The organism is Aeribacillus sp. FSL W8-0870, from assembly GCF_037963755.1.
GTDB lineage: Bacteria > Bacillota > Bacilli > Bacillales > Aeribacillaceae > Aeribacillus > Aeribacillus composti.
Window position 1 is genome coordinate 1,138,097 of record NZ_CP150165.1, and the last position, 16,547, is coordinate 1,154,643.

Sequence of the window (16,547 nt, forward strand, 5' to 3'; positions counted from 1 at the left end):
GCAGACTATTTTAGAGGTGAGGCAATTGAGAATCTTGCATACGGCGGATTGGCATCTCGGAAAAACGCTTGAAGGTCGGAGCAGGCTAAAAGAGCAGGCACAGTTTCTTGATGAACTGTATGAAATTGTTGTAAAGGAGAAAATTGATGTCATTTTGATGGCAGGAGACGTTTTTGATACGGTGAATCCTCCGGCAGGAGCAGAAAAGCTGTTTTATGAAAGTATTTCAAGACTTTCTGATAGAGGAAAAAGACGTGTTATCATCATTTCCGGAAATCATGACAGTCCGGAACGATTGCAAGCAGCAGCTCCGCTGGCAAAGGAGCAGGCGATCGAGCTGATCGGCTACCCAAGAGGCGATGTTTTAACGGTTGAAGTTCCGCGGACAAATGAAACAATGAAGCTGGCGGCGCTTGCTTATCCGTCGGAAGCAAGGCTGAATGAACTGCTTTCAAACGAATATGATGAACTCTTATTGAGAGAGCATTACGATGAAAAAATTCGCGGCTTGTTTGCAATGATGAGCAGAGAGTTTGAACCTCATACGGTGAATATTGCCATGAGCCATCTTTATGTAGCCGGAGGCAGCACGACAGATTCGGAGAGACCGATTGAAGTCGGCGGAGCGTATACAGTTCGAGCCACAAGTCTCCCGGAAAAAGCGCAATATGTCGCATTGGGGCATCTTCATCGGCCGCAAAATGTTAAAAAGTCCAATGTGCCGGCAAGATATTCCGGATCGCCGCTTGCCTATAGCTTTTCTGAGGCAGGTTATACGAAGTCTGTCACAGTGATCGATGCAAAACCCGGCGAGAACGCGGTTGTCTCCGAAATTTATTTGTCGAGCGGAAAACCGCTTGTGAAATGGAAAGCAACTGGCGGTCTTCTTCAAGTTCACCAGTGGCTTGAAGAAGGAAGAGACAAAAACGCATGGATTGATCTTGAAATTTTTTTGACCGACAGCCTTTCATTAGAAGAAATTCATCGGTTGAGAAAATGGCACGACGGCTTTATTCACATCCGGCCGATTTTTGAAAAAGAAGCCGAAAAGATCCAACAAGAAAGAAGAGAAAATCTCCCGATTGATGAAATGTTTAAACGTTTTTACAAAAAACAAACTGGCGGCGCCGAGCCGGAGGCAGAGCTCATTGAACTGTTTATGACATTGCTCTCTGAAGACTTAAAAGAGGAAGGAGCACAGTCATGAAGCCGATAAAACTTTCTTTAGCTGGACTGAATAGCTATCGAAAGATGCAGACGGTCGATTTTGAAACACTATGCGACGGCGGTGTCTTCGGAATATTTGGTCCGACTGGCAGCGGAAAATCAACGATATTGGATGCCATTACGTTAGCGCTTTATGGAAAAGTAGAGCGAGCGGCCAATAATACGCAAGGGATAATGAACCATGCGGAAGATCAATTATATGTCAGTTTTACATTTGAGCTTGAAGATGGCCGATCAAAAAAAAGATACACTGTTGAACGAACATTTAAGCGGGTGGATAATGTCAGGATCAACACAAGGCTGTGCCGGCTTCTCGAAATAGGAGAAGAAACGGTCGTTTTGGCAGATAAAACAAATGATGTAAATGACAAGATTTACGAGCTTTTAGGGCTGACGATAGAGGATTTTACCCGCGCTGTTGTCCTTCCGCAAGGGAAGTTTGCTGAATTTCTTTCTTTAAAAGGCTCGGAAAGAAGGAAAATGTTTGAACGATTGTTCAATTTGGAACGATTCGGCGACCAATTAAATAAAAAGCTGAAAAAACGTCTTTTGGAATCAAGACAGCAATTCGCTGAATTGTCAGCGGAACAAGCAGGTCTTGGCGATGCCTCGAAAGAAGCCGTTTTAGAGGCTGAAAAAACGTTTATACGCTGTGATACAGTGCTGAAAGAACGGGAAAAGCAGCTGGATGAGGCAGCAAAGGAATTTGAGCGGATTCAGACAATCTGGAATTTGCAGACGGAAAAAACGACTTATGAGAAAAAACGACAGGAGCTTGAGCAAGAAAAGGAGCGGTTTCAAGAAATCGAAGAAAAGCTGAAAAAAGCGGAGCAAGCGGAGATGCTGAAACCATATGCGGAAGCAGTGCTCGAACATTTAGCGGAAAAGGACCGTTTTGAAAAAGAAACAGAGCATTGGCAGCAGGAAGAGAAAAAGCTAGCAAGCCTTTATAAAGAAAAAAAGAAAGCTTTTGAAGCGATTCGTGCCAAAAAAGCTGTTGAAGAGCCGGAGCTTTTAACAAAACGTGAACTATTGAAACAGCTTATCTCATTGGATGCAGAAATCAAAGAGGATGAAGCATCGTTTGCAAAGCTGAAAGAAGACTATGAAGCATTGAAAATGAGGTTGCATGAAAAACAGCATACAGAGAGAAAGACGAGCGAATTATTAAATAGGGCGTTAGAGAAGCAGCAGGCTTTAAAACAGCAGGCGAAAGAAGAAACAGTTTCAAGAGAATTCCGGGAAAAAATCCAAAAAGCATATCAACAGAAGCTGAAAATCATGCAGCTTATGAAAGACGAATATGAATTAAAAAGCAAAAAGCAAAAGAAAGAAGACCAACTTAACGAATGGCGGGAAAAGGCTGACGAGTTCGCCCGCAAAAAGAGTGAATTAAACGAACGCCTGGCAGGTAATTTCAATCAATTACAAAAAGTTTATGATCGTTTATGCAGCCAAATGCGGGAGCATGAATTTTTTAAAGAAAAAGTAAAGGATGATTTACAGGCTGCAAAAAGTCAGCTTGAAGAAGAAAGAACAAATCAGGCGGCAGCTTTGATTTCCGAGCAGTTGACGGAGGGGGAGCCTTGCCCTGTCTGCGGCTCCACACATCATCCGGCCCCGAACAGACATTTTTCGATTGAACGTTTAAAAAAATTAGAAGAAACAACGCAGCAGCTAGAACGAATTTTCAAAGAATGTGATCAAACCGAACAGCTGTTTTCCTCGCTGAAGCAAAAGCTGCAGGAGCTGTCTGAAGATTTACAAGCGGAACAGTCATTCCTTGCCGGAGTGAAAGAAATAGCGTCGGCTAACGAAGAGCCGATCATTACGATGGACGATAAGCCTCATGATCTTTTGGCATATGACAAATTTAAAATCGAATGGAAAGCTTTGAACCAAGATTACTTAGAAATAAAAGACGCAATAAGAAAAACAATAGCAGACATTCGTGAAGTCAACCATATTACAGCACAAATAGAACCGTTGCTGGATGCTGGGGAAAAAGACTTATCCGAAATCATGCTACAATTGCAAAATGTAATAGAGCAGCTGGAAGAAGAAAAAAGAAAGTGGGATTTAGAGTTTGCTGATCTCGATATGGATCAAATCGAGATGTATGTAAAGGAAATTAGTAAAAAAGACTCGCTCGTTGAACAACTGCACGAACGAATTGAAAAAAGCGTCGGCTTTATTCAAGAAAAAGAACAGGAAATCGAGCGGTTAAGGGAAGAAATACTCAATCTTTCCACTCAATTAGCTGCCAAAAAAGGAGAAATGGACAGGCAGGCAGAACTGATAGCCGATAAACAGAAAAGGCTCACAGCGCAAGCAGATGCAAAGGAAAACCTTTTGACAGAACTTAAGAGGATCGATCTTGCCCTTGAACAGCTAAAAAGGGATGAACAAGCAACTTATGATATTTTCCAAAAAACGGCAAATGAATATCAAAAAGCTGAAAGTCAGCTCCATACCGCCAAACAGCAATTGACAAGCTGTATAAGCAAGCTTGAAAAAGCGGAAAAAAATTGGAACGACCGAAAACAGCAGACTCCTTTTGCAAATGTGCATGAAGTGAGAAATTCCGTTTTGCAGGAAGAAGAAAAACTGGCTATGCAAACGAGTCTAGATCAATATAAAAAGGAAATGGAGCATGTAGCATCTGCAATTGAACGTCTGGAAGAAAAATTAGGCGGAACTGTTCTTAAGCAGGAAACATGGGAAGAAACGAAAAAATGCTTAGAAGAAGCTAGAAAGCAAGTAAACGAAGCAATGGAACAAAGAGGCGCGGCGGCAAAGCATTTGCAGCTGTTAAAGGAAAAACATGAACGATATGTGGAAATAGAAAAAGAGAAAGAAGAGTTGCAGCTTCTTCTTAATCGGTTAGAAAAACTTCAAGCCGTCCTGAAAGGGAATAGTTTTGTCGAATACATGGCTGAGGAACAGCTTCAACAAATAAGCTTTGATGCTTCACAGCGGCTTGGGGAATTGACAAGACAAAGATATGCGATTGAAGTCGATTCAGAAGGCGGTTTTATCATGCGTGACGATGCAAATGGCGGAGTAAAACGACCTGTTTCGACATTATCTGGCGGAGAAACATTTTTAACTTCTTTAGCCTTAGCTTTGTCGTTGTCCACCCAAATTCAGCTTCGCGGAAAATATCCGCTTCAGTTTTTTTTCCTTGATGAAGGGTTTGGAACGCTTGATGCAGAGCTTCTCGATACGGTTGTATCGGCTTTGGAAAAACTGCAATCGCAAAATTTATCCGTTGGCGTAATCAGTCACGTGCAGGAGCTAAGGGAACGATTGCCTAAGCGGCTGATCATTGAGCCAGCTGAACCTTCCGGAAATGGAACGACCGTGCGAATCGAAACGATTTAATTACATGAAGCAAGGATATTTCTGACCTAGTATGCCGTTACCAGTTAACAGCAAGTATTACATTCTCTAAAGGATCTTAACCGCTCAACATGACGGGGCTGTCTAATAAGTCGATTTTCCGGCTTATAGACGCCCCGTTAATGTTTTAGAAATGTTGATATATCAAATGTTTATGATGTTTCGTTTTCAATGGATTTTGACTTTCTAAGACAGCCCCTGCTAATCTTAGCATGTTTTGATTGCTGTGCTCATCCGTACTTTTTTAACCGTTTTTCATCGTTTTGACAAGATGTATGCTGCTTCAGCATTCTCCAAATAAGCGAAAAAAGCAGGTTCGATGGTGACGCCTGCTGCATCATGCACAAATCGTTTCAGCATTTCCAAATAAGCTTAAAAACAGGAGAACGGTACCATCTGCAATTTAGCCCGTTTTGAAATAGGTTGAGTAAAAGTTTTCCGTCAAAAAAATAAGACTATGAAAAGGCGAGTCTTATAAAATATCAAATTCCTCTTTTACAACGGGATGAAAATCACTTTACGAAATTAACTGTATTGTATGTTAATGTTGTGAGTGCGAATGCTTTCTAACTGTATAACAGTCCATGAAAAAACTAATGCAGGTTTTCAGCTTCTTTGAACCGATTCATAGTTTCACTCTATTTGTGCATCATGAGGACATCCACATTCCTAAAAAGAGTCTTTTGATCTGAAATGCAAGACAATGCGCTTTTTTTATTGAGCAGGACAACAAATTGAATGTCCTGCTCGCAAATAGTGTTTCTGGATCATAATATAAATCCAATCGTTATTTTTCACTAAGTCTTTTTAACGAACCAGGTGGCTATGCATTTGCCGTCTGGTTTTGATCATTTACGTCCGGATCGATTCCGTTTGTTATGCTGAGACCGTTGTTATTAATATGAAAATCGCCTGTGCAGCTGCTACCAGAGCCGCTGATGGATTTTGATGCTGATTTTGGAGATAAATAAAAGGAATCTCCAAAATTTACAACTCCTCCTGAAACGGAATTAATTTTTATCGGTCCGACAATCGCTGGCATGAGGAACATCCTTTTCCTTGTTGTCTCATAAATCATATGCGTAGAGAAAATCTATTGTTCAGGTGCATCAATATGTTTTGTCTTGTTGAAATTACCGTTGTTTTTCGTCGCCATCAACGTTTTTAGACAATTGTCGAATATGTTTTATTCGTGCTTCCGCGCATATTTCTTCGGCTGATCCAAAGTTCACGATGCTTGAAGATGAGATGCCCAAAATTTTTACGTGATCGACATATATGTTCGGAGAATTGTTTGAATATGCGCTGGAAAATTGTTCGTCAAAGGAAGGCTGAGGAATGGATTCGCGGAAAAGCTGATAGGAGCGAAACGACCCTTCCTTTGTATTAAATTTTTCATAGTCCCGCTGAACTGCCAGAACATTCGTTTTAGGGGTAATTTTTTTCGCGTCACCGATTTGGAATACGGAACAGATGTCTACTGAGTGTATATACGCCACTCTTATGTTCGCAAATCTTTTTAACAAATACATTAGTCTAATGACAAAGGAACAAATGGACCGATGACCAGTGATTCAGGTGGCGTATCAAAAATGGAAGAAAGAGAGATTTTATCCGCATCCCCTATTAAAAAAACTGATGAACTTGAAACCCCTATGATTCTCACCATGCCCACATGCAAGCCGTTATTGATGACGGTAAAATTCATGACAATTCGTCGCCTTTCTTTTTATTGGGGAAATGTTTAAAAAAATGATCGATCGATTGATCAATATCTTTTTTTACCTTTTCTTCAATCCATTGTATTTTTTCTTTTATATCTGTTTGCTCATGGAGACGGAGTCTTTGTAGATAATAAGTAATCCTTCCTTCAAGTTGTTTTCTAATGTCTTCTATGATGAGTGCTTTATATGTTTCATCTAATTCATATTCATAGTTTTTAGCAAAGTCTTCAATCTTTTTCGGACATTCTTCTTGTAAATAACTATGAATGCTTTCAACGCATTGTTCGAATATTTGCTGTTTTAATTCGCGATGAACATCATCGACGTTTAGTTCTTCATTTTTTACGGAAAATTGTTCAATTGCCTCCTGATCGGCAGGATTTAAACCGATATTCAAGACTCCTTCGAGCGTTTCGATTTTCAATTGGTCAAATTTGTACTCAACTTTTTCAATATTTGTATAAGGTTTGTTTTTGATCTCTTCCATTTGTTCTTCAAGGTAAAGAAACCCTTTTTCCAGATGGTCGATTCTTTTGCTTTGGGAATGGAGATATTGTTCCAATTTTAGGATATATTGCAATAATGATTGCACAGTGTAATTCATGATGTTCTCCCCACCTTTATCAGCATTCGTTACCATATTTATATTCTTTTCTAAATGAAAGGTGAATCGCTATGAAATGCTTGGTGGACGGAGAGGCACAATGACTCCGTTTCCCTGGCCGGATGGAGCGGGAGCCGGTTCAGTAAATTGTCCTGTGTTGTATAAATTCGACAGCGGTTTTATGATTCCGGCGCTGCCGATTTGAAATACGGATGAATTGGCGATCGTTCCGATACGTATAAATTGTATGTGAATCGATTGTTGAATATAAAAATTCATAAAACCACCCTCTAAGCGTTTAACACTTGCGGCTGATCAACGAGATCACTGTCAAACGTATTCGTAATGCTGTTTTGATTAAATACGTAAAGACCGTCGCCTGTATTGAAGGAACCGGCCCCTGCGAATGTTTTCACTTCACTGTATGGTGAAATGTTTACGACGTCTCCGACATGAACGACACTGGCCGTCCCGACGCTATTTACCTTCATAGCACCAACAATTGCAGGCATCGCTTTCCATTCCTTTACCTTAAAAGTTATTTAGCTATTTTTAGTGTATGTTATGTCTTGAAAACTGTGATAAACGTTTAGAGTCGCATTTTTGTATACCTCAATATTTCACAAAATAACTATGCAAAATTCGTGGTGCTTTTAGCACATTTACACAAAAATTTCATAAAATAATCGCATCCGAAAAAATTTTTGCCCGAAGAGCATGGTGACTTTTCTTGTTTTCAAATTGTTTTTCATTTATCAAGGAAAAATAATGGAAAAAAGTACAAAAAAATTATTATTCTTACTTGACATATAGGATTAATACGATTAAAATGTAACTCAATATTATTTTCTTAAACTATCAAAAAGTTTTTGTCGTGAAAATCCCTACCGTTTTAGTCGAGATTAATCTAGTAAACTTTCAGGGGAAGGGGGCATTTGGTGAAGGTTTCAAGCAGAGGTGAATATGCATTACGTGCTTTGCTTGTACTTGGTCAGCAACAGGGAAAAGTCTGTCCGATCAATGAAATCGCCAAACAAACGCTAGTTACGGTCAAATACTTGGAACAAATCTTGCTCCAATTAAGAAAATTGGGGTATGTGCACAGTAAAAGGGGTATACAAGGAGGCTATATGCTCCGTTTATCGCCGACTGACATTAACATAGGGGAGGTTATCCGGCAAATTGAAGGTCCTTTATCTCCAATGGGGTGTGCCAGTACGACGGCTTATGTGCCGTGTCCATTGGAAGATAAGTGTTTATTAAAGCCGCTTTGGACGGTTGTACGTGACACAATTGCCCGCGTTCTTGAACAAACAACTTTAGATGATTTATTGAATAAAAGAATTACAACGGGAATTGGAGGGGAGAGCTTTGTTAAAAACGAAAATTGATCAGGAGTGGATTGAAAGAATTATACGTTCACTAGAAGATTTGGAATACGGATCAGTGCAAATTATTGTACATGACTCAAGAATTACACAAATCGAAAAATTGGAAAAATTCCGTTATCCTTTAGAACGAAAGGATAGCCATAACAAAGGGGCTAAGTGAACATATAAAACAATATCATAAAGAGGTCGTCGATCGGTCCACCGAAGACTCCCTATGTCTTTTCAATATTCCCGGATCGAGGAAGTTTTTTTTATTTATAACACCGCCATCGAAACATAGCGGAAAGGGAGATGAATTTTATGAATATTACAAATAAACGCAAGTCAAAAGGACTATTTTTTCTATTATCTGTTATTACAAGTGTAGCTCTTGTTTTAAGTGCTTGTGGTTCAAAAAATGAAAGTGCCAGCTCCAGCTCAGAGGGAGATAAAAAGGCAGTCGAATTATTAAACGTTTCTTATGATCCTACACGGGAGCTTTACCAAGATTTTAATAAAGCTTTCGCAAGCTATTGGAAAGAAAAAACTGGTCAAGACGTTACGATTAAACAATCACATGGCGGATCTGGCAAGCAGGCGCGGTCTGTTATCGATGGTTTGGAGGCAGATGTTGTAACGTTAGCGCTGGCATATGATATTGACGCCATTGCAGATACTGGACTGATCGAAAAAAATTGGCAAAAAAGATTGGATAAAAACAGTTCTCCTTACACGTCCACTATTGTGTTTCTAGTACGCAAAGGAAATCCGAAAGGTATTAAAGATTGGGACGATCTTGTCAGATCTGATGTTTCGATTATAACCCCAAATCCTAAAACATCGGGTGGAGCTCGCTGGAATTATTTAGCTGCATGGGGATACGCATTGGAAAAATATGGCGGCGACGAAGAGAAGGCAAAAGAATTTGTTGCGAAAATATATAAAAATGTTCCAGTATTAGATTCTGGGGCAAGGGGTGCTACAACAACTTTTGTCGAAAGAAAAATCGGTGATGTTCTTCTTGCTTGGGAAAATGAAGCTTTTCTAGCTATCAATGAATTAGGAAAGGATCAATTTGAGATTGTTGTGCCTTCTGTAAGCATTTTAGCAGAACCTCCTGTTGCTGTTGTAGACAAGGTGGTTGATAAGAAAGGAACGCGCGAAGTAGCTGAAGAGTATTTGAAATATTTGTACACGGAAGAAGGACAGGAATTGGCAGCAAAGCATTATTATCGTCCAACATTGCCAAAAGTCGCTGAAAAATATAAAGATACATTCCCGCAATTGGAACTCTTTACAGTTGACGAACTGTTTGGGGGCTGGAGAGAGGCTCAGAAAAAACATTTTGACGACGGCGGTATTTTCGATCAAATTTATCAGCCGAAATAATGATTTGTTCCGATGAATGGAGGATTGGAAGTGGCCAAAACAAAACAACAGCACAGAAAAGGGGTTATTCCAGGTTGGGGACTCACGATGGGCTTTACGCTAACTTATCTTAGTTTAATAGTGTTGATCCCCTTGTCCGTTATCTTTTTAAAAGCCTCAACACTCAGCTGGGAGCAATTTTGGCAAATCGTCACAACTGACAGGGTGGCAGCCTCGCTTCGTTTATCTTTTGTTTCTTCATTTATTGCCGCTGCCATCAATTTAGTTTTTGGTCTTTTGCTTACTTGGGTGTTAGTGAAATATGATTTTCCAGGGAAAAGAATTATCGACGGATTAATCGATTTGCCGTTTGCTCTCCCAACTGCAGTAGCGGGAATTTCTTTAACAGCTGTTTATGCCCCGACAGGCGTTATTGGACAGTATTTGGACCGCTTCGGTATTGAGGCTGTTTATACCCCGCTCGGTGTCGTAATTGCTTTAACGTTTATCGGATTGCCGTTTGTTGTGCGGTCTATCCAGCCCATTTTGCATGATTTAGATCAGCAGTACGAAGAAGCGGCAGCTGTTTTAGGTGCAAACCGTTGGCAAACGTTTTGGAAAGTGATTTTGCCATCACTTGTTCCTGCGATGTTCACCGGGTTTTCGCTCGCATTTGCGCGGGCGTTAGGCGAATACGGATCAGTCGTTTTCATTTCCGGCAATATGCCAATGAAAACGGAGATCGCCCCTCTTTTGATCGTCACCAAATTGGAACAGTACGATTATGAGGGGGCAACAGCGATTGCCGCTATTGTATTGATTATCTCTTTTTTCCTGCTTTTTCTTATAAATTATTTGCAATGGAGAACGAGTCGAAAATATTTTATTCATTAAGTCACTAAGGAGATGTTATGCCTCAAATGGGTACTAAAACGAAGAAACAGCCTCTTGTCGGTGTTCATACAGAATCTGCGTGGATTCGTTTTATATTGACGGGAACGGCTCTATTATTTGTTGGTTTTTTTCTCATTATCCCGCTAATTACTGTTTTTACAGAAGCTTTGAAAAACGGTTTAGAAGTTTATTTTGCTTCGGTTACAGAACCGGATGCTCAATCAGCGATCCGTCTTACACTTTTGACCGCAGCAATAGTAGTGCCATTAAATTTTATTTTTGGTATTGCTGCTGCATGGTGTATCACAAAGTTTCAGTTTCCCGGGAAAACCTGGCTCATCACGCTTATTGATTTGCCGTTTTCTGTATCGCCCGTTATCGCTGGTTTAAGCTTTGTTTTATTGTTTGGTGCACAAGGTTTGTTGTCGCCGGTTTTAGATTCGCTCGGATTGAAAATAATCTTTGCTGTCCCAGGCATAATTTTGGCTACTTTATTTGTAACTTTTCCGTTTGTAGCCCGCGAGTTAATACCGGTCATGCAGGCAAAGGGGAGTGAACAGGAGGAAGCCGCTTTATCTTTAGGAGCCAGCGGATGGAAAACATTTTTATTCGTGACGCTTCCAAACGTCAAATGGGGAATTTTATACGGCGTCATCCTGTGCAATGCGAGAGCAATGGGTGAATTTGGAGCCGTTTCTGTTGTGTCAGGGCATATACGAGGAATGACAAATACGATCCCGCTCCATGTAGAAATTTTATATAATGAGTACCAATTTACTGCTGCATTCGCAGTCGCTTCCCTTTTAGCTATGTTGGCGATCGTTACATTAATTGTTAAAGGGGTGCTTGAATGGAAGGGTGTAGTTGATGGAAAAGGGTAAGGAGTGTGCATCATGGATATCAATGTGAAGCAAATTTCTAAAAATTATGGCTCATTTCAAGCATTAAAAGAAGTAAATTTAACAATACCGTCAGGGAAGATTACCGCTTTGTTAGGTCCATCCGGTTCAGGGAAAACTACGTTGCTGCGGATGATTGCCGGATTGGAAATGCCTGATAGCGGAAGCATCTATTTTGGCGACCATGATTATACGACAAAAACGGTCCGTGAAAGAAATGTCGGTTTTGTTTTTCAACATTACGCTTTATTTCATCATATGAACGTTTTTGAGAATATTGCATTCGGACTTAAAGTGCGTCCGCGAAAAGACAGACCGTCCAAACAAGACGTCCAACGAAAAGTAAATGAATTGCTTCATTTAGTCCAATTAAATGGTCTTGATCGCCGTTACCCGGCTCAATTATCAGGCGGACAGAGGCAGAGAGTTGCATTAGCTAGAGCGTTAGCAGTGGAGCCGAACGTGCTTCTGCTTGATGAGCCGTTTGGAGCTCTTGATGCAAAAGTGCGTCAAGAATTGCGGAGATGGTTGCGGCAGTTGCATGAACAATTACATGTAACAACTGTTTTTGTTACGCATGACCAAGAAGAGGCCTTAGAGGTTGCTGATCAAGTGGTAATCTTAAATAATGGACAAATTGAGCAAGTCGGAACACCGGATGAAGTATATCAACATCCAAAAACGAAATTCGTGTATCAGTTTCTAGGGCGTGTTAATGTTTTTCATGCTGAAGTGAACGATGGTCGCCTACATATCGGAGAAGCATTATTTGCTGCACCTGATGAAAACATTCAAACGAAAAAAATGATCGGGTATATTCGTCCTCATGAAGTGCGAATAACTCGACATAATGATCATCAAAAATCAATTCAAGTAAAGGTTCGCCGCATCCAATCTTATGGCCCGATTGTCCGTTTGGAATTGGAAAGATTGAAAACGAATGATCTGATCGAAGTGGACTTGAGTGTTGAACAGGCGAATCAACTGAACGTGAAAAATGATGAGATTCTTTATGCTGACTTGGAAAAAATAAAGTTTTTTTCAGATTCTCCATCCGTAGAATGAATAAATAATGTCGCCAAGATCATTATCACTCGAAAAGCCTGCATTTCAAAAAGAATGTAAATAAATTTGACTAATAGTTTTTATAAGGACAAAGGGGGTAGCAAAATGAGGAGAAAAAATCAAAAATCTTTGCTTGCCTTGCTTTTAATCATGATTGTTAGTTTATTTGCTGTTATATCCGGCTGCTCAGGAGAAGAAAAGAATGTGAAAAGCGCCGGTGAATCTCAAGAAACAAAAGATAAAGAGGAAAAGGTAGTTAGAATCGGATATCAAAAATACGGGACATTAAACATCTTAAAGAAACAAGGAACGCTGGATAAAGCGTTAAAAAGTCACGGATATTCTGTCGAATGGATTCAATTTCCGGCAGGTCCGCAGCTTTTGGAAGGATTAAATGTCGGCAGCATTGATATCGGGCATACTGGCGAAGCGCCGCCGATCTTTGCACAAGCGGCAGGCACTGATTTAGTTTATGTTGGTCATGAGCCAGAAAGCCCTCTTTCAGAAGCTATTCTTGTTCCAAAAGATTCACCCATCCGCACTGTTCAGGATTTAAAAGGTAAAAAGGTTGCGCTCAACAAAGGCTCAAACGTCCATTACTTGCTCGTAAAAGCTTTGGAAAAAGCGGGGCTGACCATAAATGATATTGAACCTAAATATCTCGTACCGGGAGATGCAAGAGCAGCCTTTGAACAAGGAAGTGTGGATGCATGGGTCATTTGGGATCCTTTCTTTGCTGTTGCTGAAACGGAGACAGGCGCCAGAGTTTTGGCAGACGGAAAGGATTTAGTGAAAAATAGAGAGTTTTATTTAGCGAGCAGAAAGTTTGCCGAAAATCATAAAGAGGTTATCGATCTGTTATTGGAAGAAATCAATAAAACAGATCAATGGGCTAAAAGTGCTCCAAAAGAAGTTGCAGAACTATTGTCACCTGAATTGGGAATTGATGTTGCTTCGCTTGAAAAAGCAGCTAAAAGAAGAACATATGGTGTTCAGAAAATAAGCGAACAAGTTCTAAATGATCAGCAGGTAATAGCAGATACTTTTCATCAATTAAAATTAATTCCTGAAAAAATCAATGTAAAAGAAGCAGCTTTGGAGGAAACAAACAACTAAATGAAAACAATAGCGAACCGACCAGACAACTGGAGGCTCCTACTTAGCAGAAACATGCTAAGAAAGGGGCCTTTTTGCGCATTTAAAACCTTGAATGACAGATGAAAATCTAAAAACGAAATGGGTGGAGTGAAAAATGAACATTTTTTGGTTTATTCCAACACATGGTGACGGGCATTATTTAGGTACTACCATTGGAGGACGTACAACCGATTTGTCTTATTTCAAACAAATTGCCCAAGCAGCGGATCGCCTTGGTTACAGCGGGGTGCTGATTCCAACTGGAAGATCTTGCGAAGATGCTTGGATTATTGCCTCTGCCTTAATTCCCGTTACGGAAAACTTACGGTTTCTTGTGGCAGTTCGGCCGGGGTTGATGGCTCCTTCCGCTGCTGCAAGGATGGCCTCGACATTTGACAGAATTTCAAATGGACGATTGCTAGTAAACGTTGTAACCGGCGGTGATCCGGTGGAGCTGAAGGGTGATGGAATTTTTTATTCACATGATGAAAGATATGAAGTGACTGACGAATTTTTGACAATTTGGCGAAAGCTGCTTGCAAATGAAAAAGTCGATTTCACAGGTCGTTATTTGCAGGTGGAAGGAGGAGACCTTTTGTTCCCGCCAGTGCAAAAACCATATCCGCCTGTCTTTTTCGGCGGTTCATCATTGGCTGGCCAGCAAGTAGCGGCAAAGCATGCAGATGTATATTTAACATGGGGAGAGCCGCCGAAACAGGTTGCTGAAAAACTGAATCAGGTGAAAAAGCTGGCAGAGGAACAAGGAAGAACCGTGCGCTTCGGCATTCGCTTGCATATCATCGTCCGTGAAACGGATGAAGAAGCATGGCAAGCCGCCGAACGGTTAATCAAATATGTGGATGATGAAACGGTCGCTCAGGCACAAAAGGTTTTTGACCGTTTTGATTCAGTAGGGCAGCGCAGGATGTCAGATCTTGTGAAAAGAGACCGCAAGTCGCTTGAAATCAGCCCGAATTTATGGTCAGGAATCGGTCTTGTGCGCGGCGGAGCAGGTACGGCGCTAGTCGGCAGTCCGGAAACAATTGCAGAAAGGATGAAGGAATATGCTGATCTCGGCATCGAGACATTTATTTTATCCGGCTATCCTCATTTAGAGGAAGCATATAGAACAGCTGAACTGTTGTTTCCTCACTTGCCGATAAGCCATGTTCAAAGAAACAGTGAACCACAACCGTTTGGACCATTTGGAGAAATTATTGCCAACAACAGTTTACCAGCAGAAATGGAGAGAATCAGAAAATGAAAAAGTCGTTGTTTTCCGATCAAGTAAAAAAACAATTAATCCCATGGCTTTTGCCTATATTGATTTTAATCATTTGGCAATTGTTATCCTCTAAAGGGATTCTTTCAACAAAAATTCTTCCAGTGCCGTCAGACGTTGTGATGGCAGGAGTGGAGCTCATTCGTTCTGGTGAATTGTTTCAGCATTTGCTGATCAGCTTTAAACGAGCCATAATCGGTTTTTTGATTGGAGGAAGCATTGGCTTGTTTCTCGGCCTTATTAACGGGCTGTTTCCGATCGCAGATAGAATTTTCGATACAACGATTCAAATGGTGCGGAATATTCCTCACCTGGCCATGATTCCTCTTGTCATCCTTTGGTTTGGAATTGGGGAGGAAGCCAAAGTATTTTTAGTAGCAGCTGGAGTGTTGTTCCCGATTTATGTGAATACACTTCATGGCATTCGGTCAGTAGATCAAGGGTTGATTGAAATGGGACGGGTATATGGACTTCGTTCCTGGCTTCTCTTTTGGCAAGTGGTGTTGCCTGGCGCCCTCCCGTCTATTTTAGTCGGAGTTCGATATGCACTGGGGATCATGTGGCTGACGTTAATTGTTGCTGAAACAATTTCCGCAGATTCTGGTATCGGATATATGGCCATGAATGCGAGAGAATTTATGCAAACAGATGTAGTGCTGCTCAGCATTCTTCTATATGCATTATTTGGAAAAATCGCGGATTCAATGGCAAAATGGCTTGAAAGAAAATGCTTAAATTGGAATCCAAATTATCAAAACTTGTAGAGAATGGGGGGGAAAATGTGGAATCTCCAACTTTTGGAACTTATCTGCAAATCAATGGTGTAGAGAAACACTTCGGAAATCAGCACGTTCTGCGCGGAATTGATCTTGAGGTGCAGCCTGGCGAGTTTGTAGCGATCATCGGCCGAAGCGGCTGCGGAAAAAGCACGCTGCTTCGTTTAATTGCCGGATTAGATGAGCCGACAGCTGGTGAGATCAAGGCTAACAGTAAATTGATGAAGGGATTAAATCCAGAGGTTCGCATTATGTTCCAAGATGCCAGACTTTTGCCTTGGAAACGCGTAATTCAAAATGTAGCGATTGGCATGAAAAAAGAAGATTTACCTAAAGCGGAGTTAGCTCTAAAGCAGGTTGGACTGATCGACAGGGCAAAAGAATGGCCTCATGTTTTATCAGGAGGACAAAAACAACGGGTGGCACTTGCAAGAGCATTAGCCAGCAAGCCAAGGCTGTTGTTATTGGATGAACCATTAGGTGCGTTAGATGCTTTAACACGCATTGAAATGCAGCGTTTGATCGAACGATTATGGAAGGAGCAAGGATTTACAGCTTTGCTGATTACACATGATGTGGAAGAAGCGGTAGCAATGGCAGATCGAGTGGTGTTGATAGAGGATGGAAAAATTGCGATGGATACACCGATTAAATTTCCTCGTCCTAGGCAGCGCGGTAATGCAGCATTTGCAGCCCTCGTCGAAAAGATTTTGCGCCGCGTAATGGGTGAGGAAGAAAACACACCAGCTGTCTATGCAAGGCAATCAACGTAATAAGCTTAATAAATATATTCATTAAA

The 16,547-nt window shown here is 40.9% G+C and carries 18 protein-coding genes; 12 read left to right on the plus strand and 6 right to left on the minus strand.

Annotation, left to right across the window (positions count from 1 at the left end; all coding sequences use genetic code 11):
• Positions 1-25 precede the first annotated feature (25 nt).
• On the plus strand, positions 26-1,207 hold the full coding sequence (locus tag NSU02_RS05585) for an exonuclease SbcCD subunit D (protein ID WP_130157162.1): 1,182 nt from the start codon (positions 26-28) through the stop codon (positions 1,205-1,207).
• Positions 1,204-4,611, plus strand: a complete 3,408-nt coding sequence (locus NSU02_RS05590) for an SMC family ATPase (RefSeq protein WP_339194644.1) — start codon at positions 1,204-1,206, stop codon at positions 4,609-4,611. Before NSU02_RS05585 ends, NSU02_RS05590 begins: the two co-directional genes overlap by 4 nt.
• An 841-nt stretch (positions 4,612-5,452) precedes the next feature.
• Here the strand turns inward: NSU02_RS05590 and NSU02_RS05595 are convergent.
• The 6 genes from NSU02_RS05595 to NSU02_RS05620 all read right to left on the minus strand — a co-directional run bounded on the left by NSU02_RS05595 (position 5,453) and on the right by NSU02_RS05620 (position 7,469).
• Positions 5,453-5,671: a spore germination protein gene (locus NSU02_RS05595; protein WP_063386628.1), complete on the minus strand. Its 219-nt coding sequence runs from the start codon at positions 5,669-5,671 to the stop codon at positions 5,453-5,455.
• 91 nt (positions 5,672-5,762) lie between these two features.
• Positions 5,763-6,155, minus strand: a complete 393-nt coding sequence (locus NSU02_RS05600; RefSeq protein ID WP_161939795.1) for a spore germination protein GerPE — start codon at positions 6,153-6,155, stop codon at positions 5,763-5,765.
• A 5-nt stretch (positions 6,156-6,160) separates the two neighbouring features.
• Positions 6,161-6,337, minus strand: coding sequence for a spore gernimation protein GerPD (locus NSU02_RS05605; protein ID WP_339194649.1), 177 nt, complete (start codon positions 6,335-6,337; stop codon positions 6,161-6,163).
• On the minus strand, positions 6,334-6,957 hold the full coding sequence (gerPC, locus tag NSU02_RS05610; protein ID WP_339194652.1) for a spore germination protein GerPC: 624 nt from the start codon (positions 6,955-6,957) through the stop codon (positions 6,334-6,336). The genes NSU02_RS05605 and gerPC overlap by 4 nt, the downstream gene beginning before the upstream one ends.
• 69 nt (positions 6,958-7,026) lie before the next feature.
• Positions 7,027-7,236 (minus strand): spore germination protein GerPB, encoded by a 210-nt coding sequence (locus NSU02_RS05615; RefSeq protein ID WP_063386632.1) that lies wholly within the window; start codon positions 7,234-7,236, stop codon positions 7,027-7,029.
• Between the two features lie 11 nt (positions 7,237-7,247).
• Entirely contained in the window at positions 7,248-7,469 is a 222-nt protein-coding gene (locus NSU02_RS05620; protein ID WP_063386633.1) for a spore germination protein, read from the minus strand.
• Positions 7,470-7,895: 426 nt separating this feature from the next.
• On the opposite strand from NSU02_RS05620, the gene NSU02_RS05625 reads away from it, so the two are divergent.
• The 10 genes from NSU02_RS05625 (at position 7,896) to NSU02_RS05670 (ending at position 16,521) form a co-directional block, all read left to right on the plus strand.
• Positions 7,896-8,348 carry an Rrf2 family transcriptional regulator gene (locus tag NSU02_RS05625; protein WP_063386634.1) on the plus strand — a complete coding sequence of 151 codons (453 nt, stop codon included), beginning with the start codon at positions 7,896-7,898 and terminating at the stop codon, positions 8,346-8,348.
• Positions 8,329-8,508, plus strand: coding sequence for a YezD family protein (locus NSU02_RS05630; RefSeq protein WP_094245314.1), 180 nt, complete (start codon positions 8,329-8,331; stop codon positions 8,506-8,508). The genes NSU02_RS05625 and NSU02_RS05630 overlap by 20 nt, the downstream gene beginning before the upstream one ends.
• Positions 8,509-8,648: 140 nt before the next feature.
• Positions 8,649-9,716, plus strand: a complete 1,068-nt coding sequence (locus tag NSU02_RS05635) for a sulfate ABC transporter substrate-binding protein (protein ID WP_339194658.1) — start codon at positions 8,649-8,651, stop codon at positions 9,714-9,716.
• 87 nt (positions 9,717-9,803) lie between these two features.
• Positions 9,804-10,589 carry a sulfate ABC transporter permease subunit CysT gene (gene cysT, locus NSU02_RS05640; protein ID WP_235600405.1) on the plus strand — a complete coding sequence of 262 codons (786 nt, stop codon included), beginning with the start codon at positions 9,804-9,806 and terminating at the stop codon, positions 10,587-10,589.
• 26 nt (positions 10,590-10,615) lie between these two features.
• Positions 10,616-11,470 (plus strand): sulfate ABC transporter permease subunit CysW, encoded by an 855-nt coding sequence (gene cysW, locus NSU02_RS05645; protein ID WP_063386655.1) that lies wholly within the window; start codon positions 10,616-10,618, stop codon positions 11,468-11,470.
• Between the two features lie 12 nt (positions 11,471-11,482).
• Positions 11,483-12,553 (plus strand): sulfate ABC transporter ATP-binding protein, encoded by a 1,071-nt coding sequence (locus tag NSU02_RS05650; RefSeq protein ID WP_339194662.1) that lies wholly within the window; start codon positions 11,483-11,485, stop codon positions 12,551-12,553.
• Positions 12,554-12,658: 105 nt separating this feature from the next.
• Positions 12,659-13,669 carry a sulfonate ABC transporter substrate-binding protein gene (locus NSU02_RS05655; protein ID WP_066250610.1) on the plus strand — a complete coding sequence of 337 codons (1,011 nt, stop codon included), beginning with the start codon at positions 12,659-12,661 and terminating at the stop codon, positions 13,667-13,669.
• Positions 13,670-13,805: 136 nt separating this feature from the next.
• The gene (gene ssuD / locus NSU02_RS05660; RefSeq protein WP_066250608.1) at positions 13,806-14,954 is read left to right on the plus strand and encodes an FMNH2-dependent alkanesulfonate monooxygenase; all 1,149 of its coding nucleotides are present in this window, start codon (positions 13,806-13,808) and stop codon (positions 14,952-14,954) included.
• Entirely contained in the window at positions 14,951-15,736 is a 786-nt protein-coding gene (ssuC, locus tag NSU02_RS05665; protein WP_066250605.1) for an aliphatic sulfonate ABC transporter permease SsuC, read from the plus strand. The genes ssuD and ssuC overlap by 4 nt, the downstream gene beginning before the upstream one ends.
• 17 nt (positions 15,737-15,753) lie before the next feature.
• On the plus strand, positions 15,754-16,521 hold the full coding sequence (locus NSU02_RS05670; protein WP_339194667.1) for an ATP-binding cassette domain-containing protein: 768 nt from the start codon (positions 15,754-15,756) through the stop codon (positions 16,519-16,521).
• The last annotated feature ends 26 nt before the right edge of the window (positions 16,522-16,547 follow it).

Coding starts and splice junctions, on each gene's coding strand:
- NSU02_RS05590 (WP_339194644.1), top strand. CDS start 1,204: ATGAAGCCGATAAAACTTTCTTTAGCTGGACTGAATAGCTATCGAAAG.
- NSU02_RS05595 (WP_063386628.1), bottom strand. CDS start 5,671: ATGCCAGCGATTGTCGGACCGATAAAAATTAATTCCGTTTCAGGAGGA.
- NSU02_RS05605 (WP_339194649.1), bottom strand. CDS start 6,337: ATGAATTTTACCGTCATCAATAACGGCTTGCATGTGGGCATGGTGAGA.
- gerPC (WP_339194652.1), bottom strand. CDS start 6,957: ATGAATTACACTGTGCAATCATTATTGCAATATATCCTAAAATTGGAA.
- NSU02_RS05615 (WP_063386632.1), bottom strand. CDS start 7,236: ATGAATTTTTATATTCAACAATCGATTCACATACAATTTATACGTATC.
- NSU02_RS05620 (WP_063386633.1), bottom strand. CDS start 7,469: ATGCCTGCAATTGTTGGTGCTATGAAGGTAAATAGCGTCGGGACGGCC.
- NSU02_RS05635 (WP_339194658.1), top strand. CDS start 8,649: ATGAATATTACAAATAAACGCAAGTCAAAAGGACTATTTTTTCTATTA.
- cysT (WP_235600405.1), top strand. CDS start 9,804: ATGGGCTTTACGCTAACTTATCTTAGTTTAATAGTGTTGATCCCCTTG.
- cysW (WP_063386655.1), top strand. CDS start 10,616: ATGGGTACTAAAACGAAGAAACAGCCTCTTGTCGGTGTTCATACAGAA.
- NSU02_RS05650 (WP_339194662.1), top strand. CDS start 11,483: ATGGATATCAATGTGAAGCAAATTTCTAAAAATTATGGCTCATTTCAA.
- NSU02_RS05655 (WP_066250610.1), top strand. CDS start 12,659: ATGAGGAGAAAAAATCAAAAATCTTTGCTTGCCTTGCTTTTAATCATG.
- ssuD (WP_066250608.1), top strand. CDS start 13,806: ATGAACATTTTTTGGTTTATTCCAACACATGGTGACGGGCATTATTTA.
- ssuC (WP_066250605.1), top strand. CDS start 14,951: ATGAAAAAGTCGTTGTTTTCCGATCAAGTAAAAAAACAATTAATCCCA.